21 protein-coding genes and 2 riboswitches are annotated in these 17735 nt (G+C 39.4%); of the genes, 14 read left to right on the forward strand and 7 right to left on the reverse strand.

Annotation, left to right across the window (positions count from 1 at the left end):
* Positions 1-437 precede the first annotated feature (437 nt).
* From AC3WTL_RS01445 to AC3WTL_RS01465, 5 genes are all read left to right on the forward strand, one after another.
* Complete coding sequence (locus tag AC3WTL_RS01445; RefSeq protein ID WP_197216743.1) at positions 438-791, forward strand: VOC family protein; 354 nt, start codon at positions 438-440, stop codon at positions 789-791.
* A gap of 56 nt (positions 792-847) precedes the next feature.
* Positions 848-1744, forward strand: a complete 897-nt coding sequence (locus tag AC3WTL_RS01450; protein ID WP_492368829.1) for a GNAT family N-acetyltransferase — start codon at positions 848-850, stop codon at positions 1742-1744.
* Between the two features lie 54 nt (positions 1745-1798).
* The gene (locus AC3WTL_RS01455; protein WP_248347992.1) at positions 1799-2575 is read left to right on the forward strand and encodes an aminoglycoside adenylyltransferase domain-containing protein; all 777 of its coding nucleotides are present in this window, start codon (positions 1799-1801) and stop codon (positions 2573-2575) included.
* Between the two features lie 163 nt (positions 2576-2738).
* The gene (locus AC3WTL_RS01460; RefSeq protein ID WP_226617585.1) at positions 2739-3296 is read left to right on the forward strand and encodes a DUF1572 family protein; all 558 of its coding nucleotides are present in this window, start codon (positions 2739-2741) and stop codon (positions 3294-3296) included.
* Positions 3297-3312: 16 nt separating this feature from the next.
* Positions 3313-3870 (forward strand): lipid II flippase family protein, encoded by a 558-nt coding sequence (locus AC3WTL_RS01465; protein WP_492368830.1) that lies wholly within the window; start codon positions 3313-3315, stop codon positions 3868-3870.
* 36 nt (positions 3871-3906) lie between these two features.
* On the opposite strand, the gene AC3WTL_RS01470 is transcribed toward AC3WTL_RS01465, so the two are convergent.
* The 6 genes from AC3WTL_RS01470 to AC3WTL_RS01495 form a co-directional block, all read right to left on the reverse strand.
* Positions 3907-4509 carry a DedA family protein gene (locus tag AC3WTL_RS01470; protein WP_048010002.1) on the reverse strand — a complete coding sequence of 201 codons (603 nt, stop codon included), beginning with the start codon at positions 4507-4509 and terminating at the stop codon, positions 3907-3909.
* A gap of 466 nt (positions 4510-4975) precedes the next feature.
* Positions 4976-6286 carry a hemolysin family protein gene (locus AC3WTL_RS01475; RefSeq protein WP_283913339.1) on the reverse strand — a complete coding sequence of 437 codons (1311 nt, stop codon included), beginning with the start codon at positions 6284-6286 and terminating at the stop codon, positions 4976-4978.
* A gap of 123 nt (positions 6287-6409) precedes the next feature.
* Positions 6410-6781, reverse strand: a complete 372-nt coding sequence (locus AC3WTL_RS01480) for a MerR family transcriptional regulator (protein WP_048010004.1) — start codon at positions 6779-6781, stop codon at positions 6410-6412.
* A gap of 168 nt (positions 6782-6949) precedes the next feature.
* A complete protein-coding gene (locus AC3WTL_RS01485; protein WP_283913338.1) occupies positions 6950-8173 on the reverse strand; it encodes a dicarboxylate/amino acid:cation symporter in 1224 nt (407 codons plus the stop codon).
* A 150-nt stretch (positions 8174-8323) separates the two neighbouring features.
* A riboswitch (cyclic di-AMP (ydaO/yuaA leader) is annotated at positions 8324-8467 on the reverse strand.
* Positions 8468-8577: 110 nt separating this feature from the next.
* Complete coding sequence (locus tag AC3WTL_RS01490) at positions 8578-8763, reverse strand: hypothetical protein (protein WP_048010006.1); 186 nt, start codon at positions 8761-8763, stop codon at positions 8578-8580.
* A 109-nt stretch (positions 8764-8872) separates the two neighbouring features.
* Positions 8873-9397 (reverse strand): GNAT family N-acetyltransferase, encoded by a 525-nt coding sequence (locus tag AC3WTL_RS01495; RefSeq protein WP_492368831.1) that lies wholly within the window; start codon positions 9395-9397, stop codon positions 8873-8875.
* 119 nt (positions 9398-9516) lie between these two features.
* On the opposite strand from AC3WTL_RS01495, the gene AC3WTL_RS01500 reads away from it, so the two are divergent.
* The 3 genes from AC3WTL_RS01500 to AC3WTL_RS01510 all read left to right on the forward strand — a co-directional run bounded on the left by AC3WTL_RS01500 (position 9517) and on the right by AC3WTL_RS01510 (position 11834).
* Entirely contained in the window at positions 9517-9966 is a 450-nt protein-coding gene (locus tag AC3WTL_RS01500) for a GNAT family N-acetyltransferase (protein WP_222499628.1), read from the forward strand.
* Between the two features lie 31 nt (positions 9967-9997).
* Positions 9998-10522 (forward strand): DinB family protein, encoded by a 525-nt coding sequence (locus AC3WTL_RS01505; RefSeq protein WP_222499626.1) that lies wholly within the window; start codon positions 9998-10000, stop codon positions 10520-10522.
* 148 nt (positions 10523-10670) lie between these two features.
* Positions 10671-11834, forward strand: coding sequence for an endonuclease (locus AC3WTL_RS01510; protein WP_492368832.1), 1164 nt, complete (start codon positions 10671-10673; stop codon positions 11832-11834).
* Positions 11835-11990: 156 nt separating this feature from the next.
* On the opposite strand, the gene AC3WTL_RS01515 is transcribed toward AC3WTL_RS01510, so the two are convergent.
* Positions 11991-12851 carry a phosphotransferase gene (locus AC3WTL_RS01515; RefSeq protein ID WP_222499622.1) on the reverse strand — a complete coding sequence of 287 codons (861 nt, stop codon included), beginning with the start codon at positions 12849-12851 and terminating at the stop codon, positions 11991-11993.
* Between the two features lie 309 nt (positions 12852-13160).
* Here AC3WTL_RS01515 and AC3WTL_RS01520 point away from each other — a divergent pair, with 309 nt between their 5' ends.
* The 6 genes from AC3WTL_RS01520 (at position 13161) to AC3WTL_RS01545 (ending at position 17684) form a co-directional block, all read left to right on the forward strand.
* Positions 13161-13343, forward strand: a complete 183-nt coding sequence (locus AC3WTL_RS01520) for a DUF3896 family protein (RefSeq protein ID WP_053071361.1) — start codon at positions 13161-13163, stop codon at positions 13341-13343.
* 211 nt (positions 13344-13554) lie between these two features.
* The gene (locus AC3WTL_RS01525) at positions 13555-14007 is read left to right on the forward strand and encodes an anthrone oxygenase family protein (RefSeq protein ID WP_250800757.1); all 453 of its coding nucleotides are present in this window, start codon (positions 13555-13557) and stop codon (positions 14005-14007) included.
* Between the two features lie 207 nt (positions 14008-14214).
* A riboswitch (cyclic di-AMP (ydaO/yuaA leader) is annotated at positions 14215-14364 on the forward strand.
* Between the two features lie 78 nt (positions 14365-14442).
* Complete coding sequence (locus AC3WTL_RS01530) at positions 14443-15099, forward strand: potassium channel family protein (RefSeq protein WP_222499618.1); 657 nt, start codon at positions 14443-14445, stop codon at positions 15097-15099.
* A gap of 44 nt (positions 15100-15143) precedes the next feature.
* Positions 15144-16514, forward strand: a complete 1371-nt coding sequence (locus tag AC3WTL_RS01535) for a TrkH family potassium uptake protein (RefSeq protein WP_163140993.1) — start codon at positions 15144-15146, stop codon at positions 16512-16514.
* Positions 16515-16833: 319 nt separating this feature from the next.
* Positions 16834-17316 (forward strand): hypothetical protein, encoded by a 483-nt coding sequence (locus tag AC3WTL_RS01540; protein WP_248347987.1) that lies wholly within the window; start codon positions 16834-16836, stop codon positions 17314-17316.
* 5 nt (positions 17317-17321) lie between these two features.
* The gene (locus AC3WTL_RS01545) at positions 17322-17684 is read left to right on the forward strand and encodes a 2OG-Fe(II) oxygenase (protein WP_248347986.1); all 363 of its coding nucleotides are present in this window, start codon (positions 17322-17324) and stop codon (positions 17682-17684) included.
* Positions 17685-17735 lie beyond the last annotated feature (51 nt).

Here is a 17735-nt window from a genome sequence, read left to right on the forward strand (position 1 = left end):
GAATAAGAGGGGTCTATCATGTGGTTTGAAGCAGTTTGTTTTGCCTTTTGCAGAATAAGAGGCGTCTATCATGTGGTTTAAAGCAGTTTGTTTGGCCTTTTGCAGAATAAGAGGGGTCTATCATGTGGTTTGAAGCAGTTTGTTTTGCCTTTTGCAGAATAAGAGGCGTCTATCATGTGGTTTGAAGCAGTTTGCTTGGCCTTTTGCAGAATAAGAGGGGTCTATCATATGGTTTGAAGCAGTTTGTTTGGCCTTTTGCAGAATAAGAGGGGTCTATCATGTGGTTTGAAGCAGCTTGCTTGGCCTTTTGCAGAATAAGAGGGGTCTATCATGTGGTTTGAAGCAGTTGTTTTGATTATTGCAGAATAAGAGGCGTCTATTAATCGGAATGGTTTTTTGAAAAATACATATTAAATAGATGAAAGCAGGTTATAACAATGGCAAAAGTAGTTGGGTTTGAATTAAACTGTCAGGATCCGGAAAAAGCGGCTGAGTTTTATTCCAAAGTTTTTGGGTGGGAGATAGAAGAGCCGAAGTGGGGCTATCGACCGGTCCATACTGAAGAGAATCAAAATCAAACAATTAATGGGGGAATCAGTAAAGGGCCAAGTGATTACCCGCATGGAACCAGGATTCAGATTGAAGTAGAATCGATTGATGAAACCATATCACTTGCAACAGAGAATGGAGCAATGGTTGTAAGAGCTAAAATGGAGTTTGATGACTTTTATCTTGCCTATTTGGCGGATCCGGTTGGGCTGGGGATCGGACTAATACAGAAAAAGCGATAATGGAGAAGGATTAAGGTGCCTGCCTTGTTTCTGTCACTGTAAAGGAGAACGTTAAAATGGAAATATTGATTGAAAAAGCAATGATGAAAGATGCAGTGCAGTTAACAGACATTATGAAAGCTGCATTTGATGAGGAAGCTCAAAAATGGCTTACAGGTGATGAACAAATATCAGATTTTAATATTCAGCCTCCCGGATATGATTCCCTGCAAATGACGAAATATATGATTCAGGAACTGGATTATTATAAAGTAATTTATAAAAATGAATTAGCAGGCGGGATTATCGTTACGATTTCCGGAAAATCATATGGACGGATTGATCGGATTTTTATGCGGCCTGATCTACAGGGGTGCGGAATTGGTTCAGCTGTCATTACGTTTATAGAAAATCATTATCCCTATGTGAAGGCATGGGAACTCGAAACATCGGCCAGACAAATTAATAATCATCACTTCTACGAGAAAATGGGCTTTCAATTATCTTTTAAAACGGATGAAGAGTATTGTTATGAGAAACGAACCGGTCCTTCGAAACAGGATCTTAGAGATTCTCAATTTGAGAACTCCGATATGGGAAACACTGAATTTTACAAAGTGAATATTGCGGAAAGTTCGTTCAGCAACAGCAGCCTGAGTAAAGCACATTTCAGCAATTGTAATTTAAGTCATTCAAAGTTTCAAAATATTAATCTCCAAAAAACGCTGTTTGCCGACTTGAATCTATCCGAAAGCAGGTTCATGCATGTTACATTAAGCGGAGTGCAATTTACTGAGACAAATCTTCGGGGTGGAGAGAATCCCGTTTCATTTCATGGATGTAACCTGGAAGGGAGTAAAATAACGAACTGCCGTATGAAAAATGTTGAAATTTCCGATAGCAGCATTGCTGGAATGAAGATCAATGGTATTCCGGTGGAAGATTTATTGCGTGTTTATGAACAAAATAAATGAGGGCCGCACGATTCTGTATTATGATAACTTGAAATGAAGCGGGGAGCTTTTGGCATGAGTAAGCTTGATGTAATGGAAATGGTTAATCAGTTATTAGAAGAAGCAAAGTTCCTATTAAAGGATAATTTTAAAGGTTTTTATTTGCATGGCTCACTGGCGATGGGCGGATTTAACCCTGATAAAAGTGATGTTGATATTTTAGTTGTAACGTATCATTCCTTGTCATCTGTTATTAAAAGTAAGATGGCAAAGTTACTCTTAAAGTGCTCCAATGCACCATTCCCCATTGAAGTCAGCTTTTTGAATGAAAAAGATCTCAGCAATTGGCAGCATCCATGTCCATTTGATTTTCACTTTAGTGAATTTTGGCGGGAGAGATTTGAAGAAGAAGTGGATCCGCATAGCGTTTCAGGATATGATCCTGACTTGGCTGCTCATATTACAATCCTTCATCATCGAGGGATTTGTGCTGCTGGCGAATCTATAAAAGCAACCTTTCCTAATGTGCCGAGAGAGGACTACCTGTCTTCTATCCTGGGGGATTACCGTGATTGCCTTGAAAATCTTAAAGAGGATCCTGTTTATAGTGTCTTAAATATGATTCGGGTATATTGGTATCTCAAGGAAGATGTTATATCATCCAAGTATGAAGCCGGGGAGTGGGCACTGAAGTCAATGCCGGATGAGTTTATATCTGCTATTCAAAAGATAGTGGGAATATATTGTTCAGCTGCAAATGATCATACTGACATAGATTTTACTAAGCTTTATGATTTAAGAGATTATATTGATGGTGAAGTCCAGAAGCTGCTAAGCTGGTATGGCACTTAGTCGAGAGGAACAATGGCGAAAAGGCGAGTGATAAAGGGAATTGGTGGTTAATCCTGCGTCTGCTTTTGCTCCGAAAACGGCTTCCTCTGACTGCATCTTTTATTTTTCCCATTATGTACCTAATGAGTCACGATCTTACTGAAGATAAAAAGGAGGTCATACTATGAGCTTAGGTTCAACATATCTAACGATCGTAAAGAAAAGATTTCAGGCTGTGAAGGAATTGGCGGATATAACCATTCAGCGGCTTTCCGGGGAGGAGTTGAATTGGACTTTCAATGAAGAGTCCAATAGTACAGCAGTAATTATCAGGCATATGAACGGCAATATGGTTTCACGGTGGACAGATTTTTTGATCTCAGATGGAGAAAAGCCTTATCGAAACAGAGATGAGGAATTTTCAACAGCTACTGCTTCAAAAGATGAACTAATTTTGATTTGGGAAAGAGGATGGAAGGTGCTGTTTTCCGCGTTAGAAAGTTTAAAAGAGCAGGATCTTCTTAAAAATATCACTATTCGAGGCGAGAGCCATCTAGTTATAGATGCAATAGAAAGGCAGATGGCACATTATTCTTACCATGTTGGACAGATTGTTTATATCGGCAAACTAATAAAAAGTGGTGAGTGGGAAAGCCTCAGTATTCCTAAAGGGAAATCAGATCAATTTCTTAAGGAGATGCTCGACAAACATAATGACGGTAAAGGAATTGCATCCATCTAAAATTGGAGCAAAGTCTTTGAGTAAACCAAGCATAACGATCTTGGCAGGAATTTTGCTGCTGCCGACATTCATAGCGATTTTCTCACGAGCCATTATCCGTCTCGCCGATGCAGAAGGGTCAGTGCCTTCGCTGCTAAAAGTCGGGTTTAGCTTGAAATCGGCAAAGACAGCAATCAGCCATTTTAAGTTTCCGGGAATCTCCTATTTAAATGGACTTAAATTCAGTAAAATACCCAAACGGCTATTTTTATTCAATATGTTTGTAACCGCCATCTATACAATTGGAGTGCTGTCAGCACTATATGCTTCGCTGCTTACACATGATAGCTCAAGAACAGCTATTATGGCATCTGGCCTGATAAACGGTGTAGCAACAATCCTGCTATCGATTTTTGTAGACCCGAAAATTTCTGTCATGTCAGATAATGTGGTGCGCGGAAAAGCCAAGTATACGAGTTTAAAAGGAATCTCCATTATGATGGTTACCTCCAGAATGATCGGGACTGTCCTTGCTCAGATCATATTTATACCCCGGGCCTATTATATTGCCTGGGCTTCAAAGTTTTTTGTATAGAAAAAACGGCACTGCTCATTCAGTGCCGTTTTCGATTTAGATACTTTCGCTTTTGCGCTTGCTGATGAATTTGTAAGCAAAGAAAATAATGAGTCCCGCAAGGATAATCAGGACTAGAGGAAGGGCGTAGCTATTGAAAATTTCCTCTGCTTCTTTATAATGAGGGCCAAGTTTAAACCCAAGATAAACATAGAATGCGGTAATCGGAAGCATTGCCAGGAATGTATAGATTGAGAACTTCCACACATTCATTTTGGCCATTCCGCATGGAATCGATATTGCTGTACGGACAACCGGCATAAAGCGGGCAAAGAAAGCGACCCCTGAACCGTACTTCTCAAAGAACTTGTCCGAAGCATCAATCTGTTTTTGTGAAACTAAGAAGTATTTTCCGTATTTTAAAACCATGGGACGGCCGCCATATCGGCCCAGCGCATATAATGTCAGCGGCCCGATCGTTCCTCCCACAGTGCCTGCTAATACAACCAGATAATAATTAAAGTCACCCTGGAAGACCCAAAAGCCGGCCAAAGGGAGAACCACTTCTGCCGGAACAAATTCAAAGCAGAGGGCAAGCAATATTCCAAAGTAAGAGAACTGTTTTAAAAATTCAATTAAGCTGATAACAATTTCTGACATAGCCACACATCCTGTAAATTTATAAAAAGGTAATTCTTCAAGTACATAAGTCAGTCTAACGGGTAATAGGAAAACAATCAAGTATTTATCGCTGTCTAACGGTCAGTAAGACCCCGCTTCAAGACTCAGAAGAACCAAAGGAGGATAAGTGGGGGGTCAAACTGCCCGTAAAGGCCCGAAAGAAGGATAAAGACTAAGAACGCCACGTCCTCCCAAAAGCTGCCGCTTTCGGTCGTGCGATGTATCGCTGCCGTAGCTTTCCTTGTCCTGTGGCAACGTCTTTGTGACCCACTTCCTCCCAAAAGCTGTCGCATTTGGTCGTGCGATGCTCATGCTGACGAAGCCTTCCTTGTTCTGTGGGCCTCAACTAACAATCAGCAGGGAGAAAAGCACTCCCTGCTGATTGAAGTTTCACTTTATATAGACACAAAAATGGCGGCTGCCGAAATCGGAGCCGCCGTTTTTCTTAAGCTAGCTGGGGATTGCTTTTGAAAACCTCCAGATAATGAAGCTGATGTCCATCTTTTTCGTGGACTTTAAAAGTAAATCCATCCGCTTCAATCTCTGTTCCTATCTCTGCTTCCATATGCTGTGTAAGGAACCAGCCGCCAATAGTATCCACGTCTTCATGCTCAAAATCCGTGCCAAGCAGATTATTGACATCTTCAATAAGAAGCTTGGAATCAAGGATATAATGGTTATCGTTTAGCTTTCGTATCTCAGGAACTTCATCTTCATCAAATTCATCACGGATTTCACCGACTATTTCTTCAAGAATGTCTTCAACGGTCACCAATCCGGAAGTTCCGCCATATTCATCCATTAAAATGGCAATATGGATGCGTTCTTTTTGCATTTTTACAAGCAGGTCATGAATTGGAATGCTTTCAATGACATGGATGACCGGGTTAATAAAGGAGTCAAGATCAAGATTCTCCGGGGTAATCCTGTCTGTAAGACTGGCTGTCAGAAATTCTTTTACATTAATAAACCCGCGGATATTGTCCTTATCCCCATCTTCAACAGGGTATCGCGTGTAATTTTCTGTTTGGATGGTTTCCATGATTTCTGCCAGTGTATGATCTGAAGCAATCGTAATCATCTCTGTGCGCGGCACCATGATTTCTTTTGCAATTCTTTCATCAAATTCAAAGATATTGTTCACGTACTTTAATTCATTCTTATTGATCTCACCGCTCTTATAACTTTCGGATAAAAGAATTCGCAGTTCTTCTTCAGAATGGGCCATTTCATGCTCAGAAGCCGGCTTTAAACCAAATAGGCCAACAAGTACCCGGGCTGATCCATTTAAGAACCAAATGAATGGGAACATCACTCGGTAGAACCAGATAATCGGTGCTGCGAACGCCATTGTAACTGCTTCCGCTTTTTGAATGGCAACGGTTTTAGGTGCAAGCTCTCCTACAACGACATGCAGGAAGGTGACTAAAGCAAAGGCAATACCAAATGATAAAATATGGGTAAGTGACTCTGCTATTTCAAACCTCTCAAATAACGGATGCAATAACTTTTCAACCGTTGGCTCACCAAGCCAACCGAGACCTAATGCGGTGATAGTAATCCCCAATTGGCAGGCCGATAAATATTCATCCAGGTGCGTGACGACTCTCTTTGCCGCTATAGCCCTTTTATTCCCTTCAGCAATCAGCTGATCAATTCGGGAAACACGGACCTTTACAATCGCAAACTCGGTTGCTACGAAGAATGCGGTTAATGCTATTAATAATGCAATCAATAATAAATTTATGGTTGTCAACAAGCAGTCTTACTAAAAAGTAAGACATACACCTCCTAAAATGGTAATAATACTTAATAAGTTCACTACTTAAATTGTGCCCAAACAAATATCCATAATGCTCCAAAATTCAAAAAACCAATATCAGTTCAGCAATAAAAGTAGTGACTGAATTAAAGATAAGCTTTCATGTGAAATATTTTTTTTAACGTATTCATATTTTTCCGGATCTGATTTTTTCAGCTGAGAAAGTGCTTTCGTCACATCCTCCTCCAGATCCTGAATTTTTAGCCTTAGCTCTAGTACATCTACCTCTTCGGAAAATTGGCTGATGACTTTTTTCTTGATTTCCTCCAGTGACAAACCATCTGCTTTACATTTCTCGATAAAAGCAATACGTTCGATGGAGGAGTGGTCATAATAGCGATAATTTGAAGGTGAACGTTCTGCTTCTAAAAGACCCAGGGAAGTATAGTAATCAATCGTTCTCTTCGTAACCTTTGCTTTTTCAGCCAATTCTCCTATTCTTAACTTCTCAGCCCCATGAGGTTTCCTCCAAACTGTTACGTGATGGTTATGAATCTAATTATACTAAACTATCATAGAAAAGCAATGAAATTGAATGAAGAGGGGGAGGAAGAGCTCCGAAAAAAATAACACCGGATAACCGGTGTTATTTTTTGATCAGGCTTTAACAGCCTCTTTTTTTGCTTCTGTTTCCGCGACAATCACTGCACAAGCAGCGTCGCCTGTAATATTGACAGCTGTTCTCGTCATATCAAGCAGACGGTCAATACCAATGATTAATGCGATACCTTCAACCGGAAGGTTAACGGATTTAAGAACCATCGCCAGCATGATCAGGCCGACACCCGGCACACCTGCAGTACCAACGCTGGCAAGCACTGCGGTAAGAACAACCGTGATAAGCTGGGTAAGTGATAAATCCACATTGAATACCTGTGCGATAAATATAGTGGCAACACCCTGCATGATGGCTGTTCCATCCATGTTAATCGTTGCACCAAGCGGCTGCACAAAGCTGCTGATTGATTCAGGAACTTTCAGATTTTTTTGGGCAGTACTCATGGAAATCGGCAATGTGGCATTACTGCTTGAAGTACTGAACGCTACTCCCATGGCAGGTGCAAATCCCTTAAAGAAGGTTAATGGATTTCTTTTTGCAATGAGTGCGATTGAACCGCCATAGGTGATAATGGCATGGACAAGAAGGGCAAGAACGACCACGATCATATAAAGTCCCATTGCCTTAATGGCATCGAGACCCTGGCTTCCAACAGCAGAAACAATAAGTCCGAATGTTCCATATGGCGCAAATTTCATAACCAGATTAACAAGATACATCATTATGTCATTGCCCTGTTCAATCAGGTTTAAAATGCCTTTTGTTTTATTGCCGAGCATCGTTAAGGCAAATCCGACAAAAATGGAAAAAGTAATAATCTGAAGCATGTTTCCTTCCGTAAAGGCTTTTACCGGATTGGTCGGAATAATATTTAATAGTGTCTCTGAGACAGGCGGAGCTTCTTCAGATTCATACTCCACGTTTGTTACGTCAAATTCCCCGACATTTCCCGGCTGGAAGACATATGCCAAAGCTAGTCCGATAATAATCGCTATACTTGTAGTAACTAAGAAGTAGGATATCGTTTTGACACCTATTCTTCCTAATTTCTTTGGATCACCAAGCCCGGCTGTACCAAGAGTAATGGAAAAGAATACAATCGGGACAACCAGCATGTTGATTAAGTTTAAAAAGATTTTTCCAAGTGGTGTAAACACAAACTTGTCAAGCTCAGGAAATATTCCAGGCGCAAACAAATTAATCAGTAAACCTGTAATTCCCCCTGCAATCAAAGCAATAATAATTTTAGTAGATAATTTCATACGCTTTCCTCCAATGAATGATGTAAAAAAATGTAAAATACAGACACGGAAAATAATGTCCTTCCCTATATTACCCCCAAATAACATAAACCTAACTTAAAAAAGGCAACAAAAAAACACAGAGGTAATAACCACTGTGCACTTATGCAGTGTTTCCCTCTCAACACGCTTACGAGGTTAGCTGTCGGGTTCGGGTCTTGAGAGTACCCTACCTGTAAAAGGATTCACCCCAGGTACTTTATGAAAAAGTACAATTGGTTCCCCCGCTCAAATAAGATTAAGCGAAAAATATAATGTTTTTTTAATATATTAACAATAATCATAAAAGTTGTAAATCATAAGATTTTCTTATCCATGATTACTATTAAATTAATAGTAATTTTTATAGAAAAGAACAAATAAGATCAGAAGTTAAGCCAGCTCAAAAGAGGGTGTCTTTTCTTGTCCGTCACCTTTAGTTCCTTCTTATTCAGCTTGTCTTCATGTTCAGCCAGCCACTCTTTTAACTCCTCTTTATCCTTGCATTGCGTATAATAAGTCTCCCCGTTTTTACCGGTGGCACTCACAACATATCTGCATGTATTTCCCATAATGCACCCTTTTCAAAGTAATTTCTTTTTGAATTATAACAAGATATATGGGAATGTCCACTATATTTTTATAATGAGTATGGGTACATGAATTATGGGAAAAATAATCCTATTTTCGCAAAACTGTAATAAAGCCGTCCAGAATATCGTGACTCACAGTAAATCCTTTGCTTTTATAAAATTCAAGGGCCTCTGTATTTCCATTTGATACATAAATAAAATAATCTTCCACATCATTAAATTGACTTAACCATTCCATCGACATGTTAAAAAGAACTGAACCAATTCCGTATTGCCGATAGCCATCTTTAATAAAGAATTGAGATAAGCAGCCAACATTTTCTTTCCTGACTGAAGTTAGATCAAAAAAAGTGGTGAAATCATTGGAGTAGGCTTCCTTAGGAGAAACATTAGAATAAACATAGCCCACGATTTTTTCATCGTCCTTAACAATTACAATATAATTATGTATAGCAGATTTTATGGATGGAAGCAATCTTGTTTCAAAATTCATGCTGTCAAAACGCTCAGGTGTTATATGTGCCTTAGATTTTTGAAAAGCCATCAGCTCATTGCATAAATCCCGGCAAAGGCTGATATTGTCTTCTGTTATCACTTCATAGTTTAAATTCATCCCATTTCCCCCTTTAGCTAACATTTTATATTGGAATGCCTATATTCGTCCAAAAAAAGAGGGAAAATATTTTTGATAGAGAAATTATTTTTTAAACTAATATAAGAAGAGGGACCATCATGATTAAGGAAATAAATATTAAAGACCGAAAAGCGGCTGAGCAGGTTCTAAGCGTACAGCTTCCCGCGTATAAAATTGAGGCTGAAATTATTGGTTATCCTGATTTGCCCCCTTTGAAAGATACTGCTAATACCCTGCAAATTACAGGAGAGACCTTTTTTGGGTATTTTACTGGTAAAAAATTATGCGGGGTGATTTCGTTTAAACAGGAGAAAGGTGTTTTAGATATACATAGACTCATTGTGCATCCTGAATATTTTAGAATGGGAATTGCACAAGAGCTGCTGAATTACATTGAACGGAGGCCGATGATTGAAAAAATGGTTGTCACAACCGGCTCTAAGAATACTCCAGCTGTCGCATTTTATCTGAAAAGTGGATTTAGAGAGGTTGAAAAAATAAAAATAAATGATTCACTGACTATTACTGCTTTTGAGAAATTATTATAGGAAAGCCGTGAAGGTTGAAAGGAGCGAATATATGAATTTTAACTTAAGAGAAGCTATTGAAATTCTTGAACGTACACCGGATACGCTGGATGCATTACTAAGCGGTCTCTCTTCAGAATGGCTTTATGGCAATGAAGGGGAAGGCACTTGGAATGCAGCCGAAGTGGTTGATCATTTGATTGATGGCGAAGAGAAAAATTGGATTCCGCGACTGTCATTTATTCTGCAGGAAGGGGAAAGCAAGCCATTTCCTCCATTTGACCGTTTTGCTCATTTAAGTTTGTCAGGGGATCTGCCGCTGGAAGAAAAGCTTGAGATCTTTAAGACTCTTAGAATAAAAAATTTGGCCACACTGAGGGGGATGCCTGATCTGGAAACTCATTTCGAAAAGAAAGGCCTTCACCCTGCATTTGGTCCAGTAAGAGTCAGGGAATTGATTTCAACTTGGGCTGTTCATGACCTTACACATATTACACAGATTACAAGAGTATTGGCAAATAGGTACAGGACTAATGTTGGTCCTTGGGTTGAGTATTTGGGCATTCTAAAAAAGTAAGCATTACACGATTGTTAAGTATTGTAAATCAGCAAAATTTCGGGACCAATACATCATGCCATGGCCGAGTGTGTTCATTTATACTAAGGGTTGATTGTGACTTTTCTGTTTATTCTAAGTCCTTTCAAAACATTATGGAGGCGAATGAATGCTGAATCGTAAGAGAAAAGGTCTGCTGTTATCGTTGATTCTATTTGCTGCCATTCTCATTGTAATGCAGCCCATCCAAGATTCAATAACAAAGGCAGCTGCGGGAGATGGGTCCTGGTCATCACCTTATTCGGTTTCACAGGGAATCAATGCACAAAATAACTCATCCAAAACTGTTCAAGGCTATGTGGTTGGACAGCCGACTGCAACAAATACGGTTATCACCAGCGGGTTTCCAAATGACTATGCTTTAGCCCTGGCGGATAGTCCATCAGAGACTAGCTTGGCTAAAATGATTTATGTTCAAATCCCATCCTCCTTTCGCTCAAGCTTTGGTTTGAAATCAAATCCATCTCTGATGGGAAAGAAAATGAAAGTAACGGGAACGCTGACTGCCTATTTTTCTCATCCGGGGCTTAAGGACGGTACTGCTTTTGAACTGGATGGCGGTGGAGCAACTGACCCGGAACCCGGACCTGGCGGGTATTATGATGCTGCAAATGGGAAAACAGGTGAGTCTTTAAAATCAGCTCTTCATAACATCATTGATGACCATACTGAAATTTCCTATTCCAATGTATGGGAAGCTCTTCGTGAAACAGACGAAGACCCGGCTAATCCGAATAACGTCATTCTCTTATATACCGGCCGTTCTCAGGGCAAATTCACCAATGGATCTGGAGTCAATGACTGGAACAGGGAACATGTGTGGGCTAAATCGCACGGGGACTTTGGCACAGCGATGGGGGCGGGAACTGACCTTCATCATTTGCGGCCAACAGATGCTTCTGTAAATAGTTCGAGAGGAAATCTAGACTTTGATAATGGGGGATCCCAGCATTCTGAAGCACTTGGTAATTACTATGACTCAGATTCCTGGGAACCACGGGATGCTGTAAAAGGCGATGTAGCCCGGATGCTGTTTTATATGGCTGTCCGCTATGAAGGTGACAGCGGAGAAGTGGATTTGGAGCTGAACAATGCAGTCAATAACGGTTCTGCTCCTTATCATGGCAGAATGTCTGTCCTGCTCGAGTGGCATAAGGAAGACCCAGTCGATGATAAAGAACGAAGAAGAAACGAAATCATCTACTCTGATTACCAGCATAACCGCAATCCGTTTATAGATCATCCTGAGTGGGCATCTGCGATATGGGAATAATGCACTATCCGTTTTAGTAAATAATTCAGTTAAAATAACATTTTAATTCACAGGTAAATTAACACAGTAAAATACACACAAAAAAGCTCGGAGCATATGGCTCTTGAGCTTTATTTTTTGTATGTGGCATATTCCAATAAAGTACTCAATGAATGCTTAATAATGATTAATGTCTTTTACGATTTCCTCCCAGTAATCCCAGGCTTCAAGGTATTCCTGAAAATCACTTGGATGATGTTTTATGCAAGTTGCCATTCTAAGATATAAACCAACTAGTGCCTCTTCATATAAAACAGAAGGATTTATTTCAGTTTTAGATTTCAAAAAGGCTGCTGCACTAAGAAGGGTTTCTTTTGTTAGTTCCTCTGGGGATGAACAAAAAGCATATATTAAATCATATAACGGCTCGCCAATAACAGGGGTGGGGTCAATTACACCACTTAATTCTCCATTACGAAAAATGAAATTATGTACTCCGCAATCCCCGTGCAGTAAAAATGGCTCTTTGTCTTTACTGTTTTTTTCAGCAAGGTCCAGTACGAGATTATAATGACTATTATCTAATCGTGAATGGAGGATTTTATTTGCTTCATCGATGCTATCAAGGATAAAACTCTGCCAAGATTCTGATGGCTGATCCGCCCAGCCCCAGCCTTCACTGCTTTCAACGGGTTTGTAATGATTTAAAAGCCCTTGCACCAGTGTTTGGAGGGTTTCTTTTTTGTTTTTTCTAACATAATTGGCAGTGCCTTCAATGAAGGAATAAATGATGTACTTGTATAATGGTTCAACGAATAAAAGTTTTGGCAATAAATCAGTCTTCTTGTAATCATTAAGGAAATTTGCCTCCGATTTAATAATTTGTGGTTCATTTTTCTTAATGACATACTTTATATCCTCAAAATGCAGAAGGTACAATTCACTTACCGTACCACCATTTAATTGTTCATGATAAGTTGGCTTTGAATGGAAAATGTTATTGTCCATTAGCTGATGTATTATTTCTTGTATATTCATATTTCTCCCCCTTTCTAGGATACCTCTTCTGCTTCTCTCTATATATTATTATAAGTTACCTGTTGCTTGCTGTTTCTCAAAAAAAAATCGAGTATAATTGCGAATTCATTTTCATACTCGATTCCGAATGTTAATTCTATTATTTCTCCAAGATATCTGACCTGCTTGCCGTTCTAGGTACTTTAATATTTCACAAATTATCAATATATTCTGAAATGAATAAGGGGGTTAAACGGTTATAATTAAATTAAGGGGAAAGCGTTTTCATTCCTCCTTTCAAATTTTATAAAAGGCGAAAGGGTGCTGAAAATGAACTATTTAGAAATAAAGAAGAAGCTGGAAGCTGCAAAACAAGAACTGGAGATCAAAATGCACGGTCAGGCTGCATCAGAGAGTGAAAAGGAAACTCTTCAAAAAAGGATTGACAACTATGAGTATATGATTGAATTAACAGAAATGAATCATTTTGAAAGAGGGAATATAATCAGTTAGGGAGGCGGTGCTGAAAGCCGTTTCTTTTTTTTGTGAAAGGCCATGATGAAAATAATATTGATTTTTTTAAAAAAAACAAACGGGGCAGCCGTTTTCGCTTCTTTTATTGAGAGAGAATAGTTAAAAAAACTTATTCCTAATATAATTAAAACTGTTCAATACTTGTATAATGATAATAAAATTATTAACTCAATTATTAGGAGATGTTAAATTGGATTTCTTAGGTTTTATTACTTTGTTGATAGCGGGCTTTACTGCTTGTGCTGAGTTTACTTCATACGCTTTAGTGCATCCAGTTATCCGTCATTTACCTCAAAAGCAACATATATTTTTTGAACAAGCTTCCCTGAAAACATATGGACGTATTATGCCTATATTAATGCCTGTAAGTGTCATTCTAACCTTATCCTTTGCAGTATTTACTAAAGAACTTGGAACAATCGAGCTTGCAAGCCGTTTTTCTTCTGCTGGAATGTTCATCTTAGCAACAATAATAACTATTAGATATAATGTTCCTATTAACAAGGCAATCAAACAGTGGGATGGAGATAACCCACCCGCTGCTTGGAAGGAAATAAGAAAACGATGGATGTTCTTTCAATCTATTCGTTCTTGGTTGCTTCTTATTGGCTTTGTGTTACTTTGTTTCTCAGTTACAATTTAATTAATATTACATATAAAGGATTAAACATTTTGTCATTACCTTATTGAACAAACGGGTGTGCCAGTTCAATAAGGAATGACCAAAAGGACCTTATAAGGGGGTCTTTTTCTTTTGTTCAAAAATTAATATACCTTTAAACAAAGCTTTATGAAAAAAAGATTGACAAGAGATAAACATGGGAGTAATTTATATTTATTAATTTCATAGCAAACCTTTTTGCTGAATCATTTGAGCGGGGGAACCAATTTTGATAAACCTTGTTTATCTTGGGGTGAATCTTAGCATATTAAAGCTAAGAAGGGATACTCTCAATCCCTAATCCGACAGCTAACTCCGTAAGCCAAATCGAGAGAAGGGTTAATGGAAACCATTGGCCATTCTTTATTAAGAGTGGTTTTTTTGTGTTCATTTTTCAAAAAGAAGGGAATTTCTTCAATGAAAAAACAGTATGCTGTATTTGGTTTAGGCCGCTTTGGCGGCAGTCTGGTAAAGGAATTCCATGAGTTGGGTGTGCAAGTTCTTGCGATTGATGTGGATCAGGAGAAAGTGGATCAATACGCACAGTTTGTGACATACGCCGTTCAAATCAATGGTATTGATGAAGCTGCCATTAAACAGACGGGAATTAAGAATATTGATCATGCATTTGTTTCATTTGGTGAAAACATTGAGTCCAGTATATTGACATCATTGCTGTTAAAAGAATTGGGAATTCCAAAGGTCTGGGCGAAGGCACATAATGAGTATCATGCCAGAGTGCTCGAAAAAATTGGCGTTGATCGTGTGATTCATCCGGAGCGGGATATGGCAAAGAGGATTGCCCACCATATTGTTTCAGAAAAGATGATTGATTATATTGAGCTGTCTGAAGATTATAGTATGGTGGAGATTGTGGCTACAAATAAGATTGCCAACAAATCTCTATCAGATCTGAATATAAGGGCTAAGTATGGCTGTAATATCGTGGGGATTCAGCGCGGGAAGGAAATAATCGTTACTCCGCCCGCTGAAGAGGTCATTTTAAAGGGAGACGTCCTGATTATAATGGGACACAATAAAGGGATTGGCAGATTTGAGAGGCATGGAGTTTAAGCTTTTCAATTATGTTTACCATTTAAATGAGGAGATTATGGACCATGTACAAAGAAACCAGAAGGAGTAGAAGAATTAAGCGGCCCGGCACCTGGATCAGGATGAATCCTGCTCAGGCTTTATCTGTTGGCTTTTTAATACTAATAGCGATTGGCACCCTGCTGCTTATGCTGCCTTTTTCCACTAGTGACAGGCATCATCTATCGTTTATTGATGCATTATTTGAAGCAACTTCTGCTGTATGTGTGACAGGTTTAGTCGTCGTAGATACACAAACAACTTTTACGGTTTTTGGCCAGGTAGTTCTTATGGCGCTTATACAAATAGGCGGACTTGGTTTTATGACCTTTGGAGTTCTCATTGCCATTATGCTTGGGAAAACTATTGGCTTAAAGGGGAGGCTGATGATACAGGAATCATTAAATCAGCTTACAATTGAAGGGATGGTACGTCTTGTAAAATTTGTGGTGGCTTTTACTCTGATTGTAGAAGCAATTGGTGCAATCATTTTGGGTGTTCGCTGGGCTGAAGATTTTGGGTTTCCACAATCTTTATACTATGGGGCTTTTCATTCGGTCTCAGCTTTTAATAATGCAGGGTTTGATATAATGGGCGACTTTAGCAGCGTCACCGGTTATGCAGGGGACTTTACTGTCATTATGACGTTAAGCTCGCTGTTCATCATTGGGGGGATTGGCTATATCGTGCTGCTTGATTTAAAAATCAATAAAAGTTTACGGAAACTTTCTCTCCATACGAAATTGGTTTTGCTGATGACACTGATTCTTAATATTTTAGGCACAGTTTTCATATTCTTTTTGGAATTCAATAATCCCGCGACAATTGGTGACTTGGGAATGAAGGAAAAACTGTTAGGATCTTATTTTCACGGAGTCGTTCCAAGAACAGCTGGTTTTAATTCGCTTAATACGGGTGAGCTGACAATGGGCTCGCAGCTTATTACCATGCTTCTAATGTTTATTGGCGGAGGATCAGGCGGAACCGCAGGAGGCATTAAAGTAACAACTTTTGCCTTGATCCTGCTTGCTGTCAGAGCGCTCATTAAAGAAGATGAAGAAGTTAATCTGATGGGCAGAAGAATCCCTAAGGAATTAATTTTTCGGGCATTTACGATTACAGTGTACTCTATGGGATTAATAGCACTGGTTCTATTTCTTCTTTCTTTGACAGAGAATGCACCGTTGAATATGCTTTTATTTGAAGTTATTTCCGCTTTCGGCACAGTTGGGATGTCTCTTGGCTTAACTCCTGAACTGAGTCCATTAGGAAAACAATTAATTGCTTTGATGATGTTTGCTGGCAGGGTGGGTCCTTTAACTCTTGCTTTCGCACTTGCCAGAAGAAGAGAAAAAGCTAATTTTAAATATGCTGAAGAAAAAATCATGATTGGATGAGTAGATGATGATTTAATGAAAATAAGAAGAAAAATAGACGTAATAAGTAAAAAAAAAATTGAGATTGTGCAGGATAGAGTGGGATGCTCTTCCTGTTTTTTTGTGAAGCTTGAAGCCGGAGATTAGTACAGTGGGGGGGAATGTTCGTCATCAGGCGGTCAGGCCGAAAAAGAGTGCAGCGAAAAGAAAAAGATCCCATGCTAGTGCGAATACCAAATTTCATGCATCTAAATCGATTCAGTTCCTTTTATAATAATATACATATATTTCTGTTTACCGGCCGATGGTTATTTTCAGTGAGTCATACAGGGGGAAGATGATGGCAAAGATTATGCAGATTTCAGATGAACTGAAGGAATGGATTACGGGTGCGCTAAAAAATGAAGTGAGTCCGATTTCCCTTGCAAATGCTTTGATCAAGAAGGGATTTTATAGCCGGTTTTCTTATGAGACTTTATTTAAAATTGTTGGAAATGAAGCAATTGGGACGACAGAAGGGCAGCAGATTCGATATAATTATGAAATCCCGGAAATAGGCAGGAAGGGGAAAATCTTGCATGCCAGTGACAGGGACGTCAAAGTGCTTTCCAGGAATGAAAAGCCGTTTGTCCTCCACTTGGATTCTGTGCTCAGCTCAGTAGAATGTGATGAGCTCATCAGTCTTTCAAGGAGCCGCCTGCAGCCATCCCGTGTAGTGGATACGGGTTCTGGAGTTGAAGGGCAGGTTCCGGCAGAACAAGCAGGAGCATGGCTTTCCGCTTCAGGGAAAATGAGCTGGTCGAAAGGATCGAAAAGAGGATAGCCGAATTGACGGGTTATCCGGCAGAAAATGGCGAATGCCTCCAGATCTTAAACTATGGATTGGGTGAAGAATATAAGCCTCATTTTGGTTTCTTCCCTCCCCATATGGTGGATGCCGGCAAGGGCGGACAGCGAGTTGGCACATTCCTCATATATTTGAACGAAGTGGATGAGGGCGGTGAAACCGTTTTTTCTAAAGCCGGACTTTCGATTGTTCCCAAAAAGGGGTCGGCCATTTACTTTCATTATGCCAATGAGCTGGGGCAGCTGGACCAATTATCAGTCCATAGCAGTCTTCCTGTCAAAAAGGGAGAAAAATGGGCGGCAACCAAATGGATTAGGGAAAGAAATATTTACCAGAGTTATTAAAGCAGGCTGTTTCGGCATGGTTTGTTTGCATTATATATATTATTTACTGAG

The sequence above is a fragment of the Cytobacillus sp. EB106-05-05-XG126 genome, assembly GCF_058791715.1.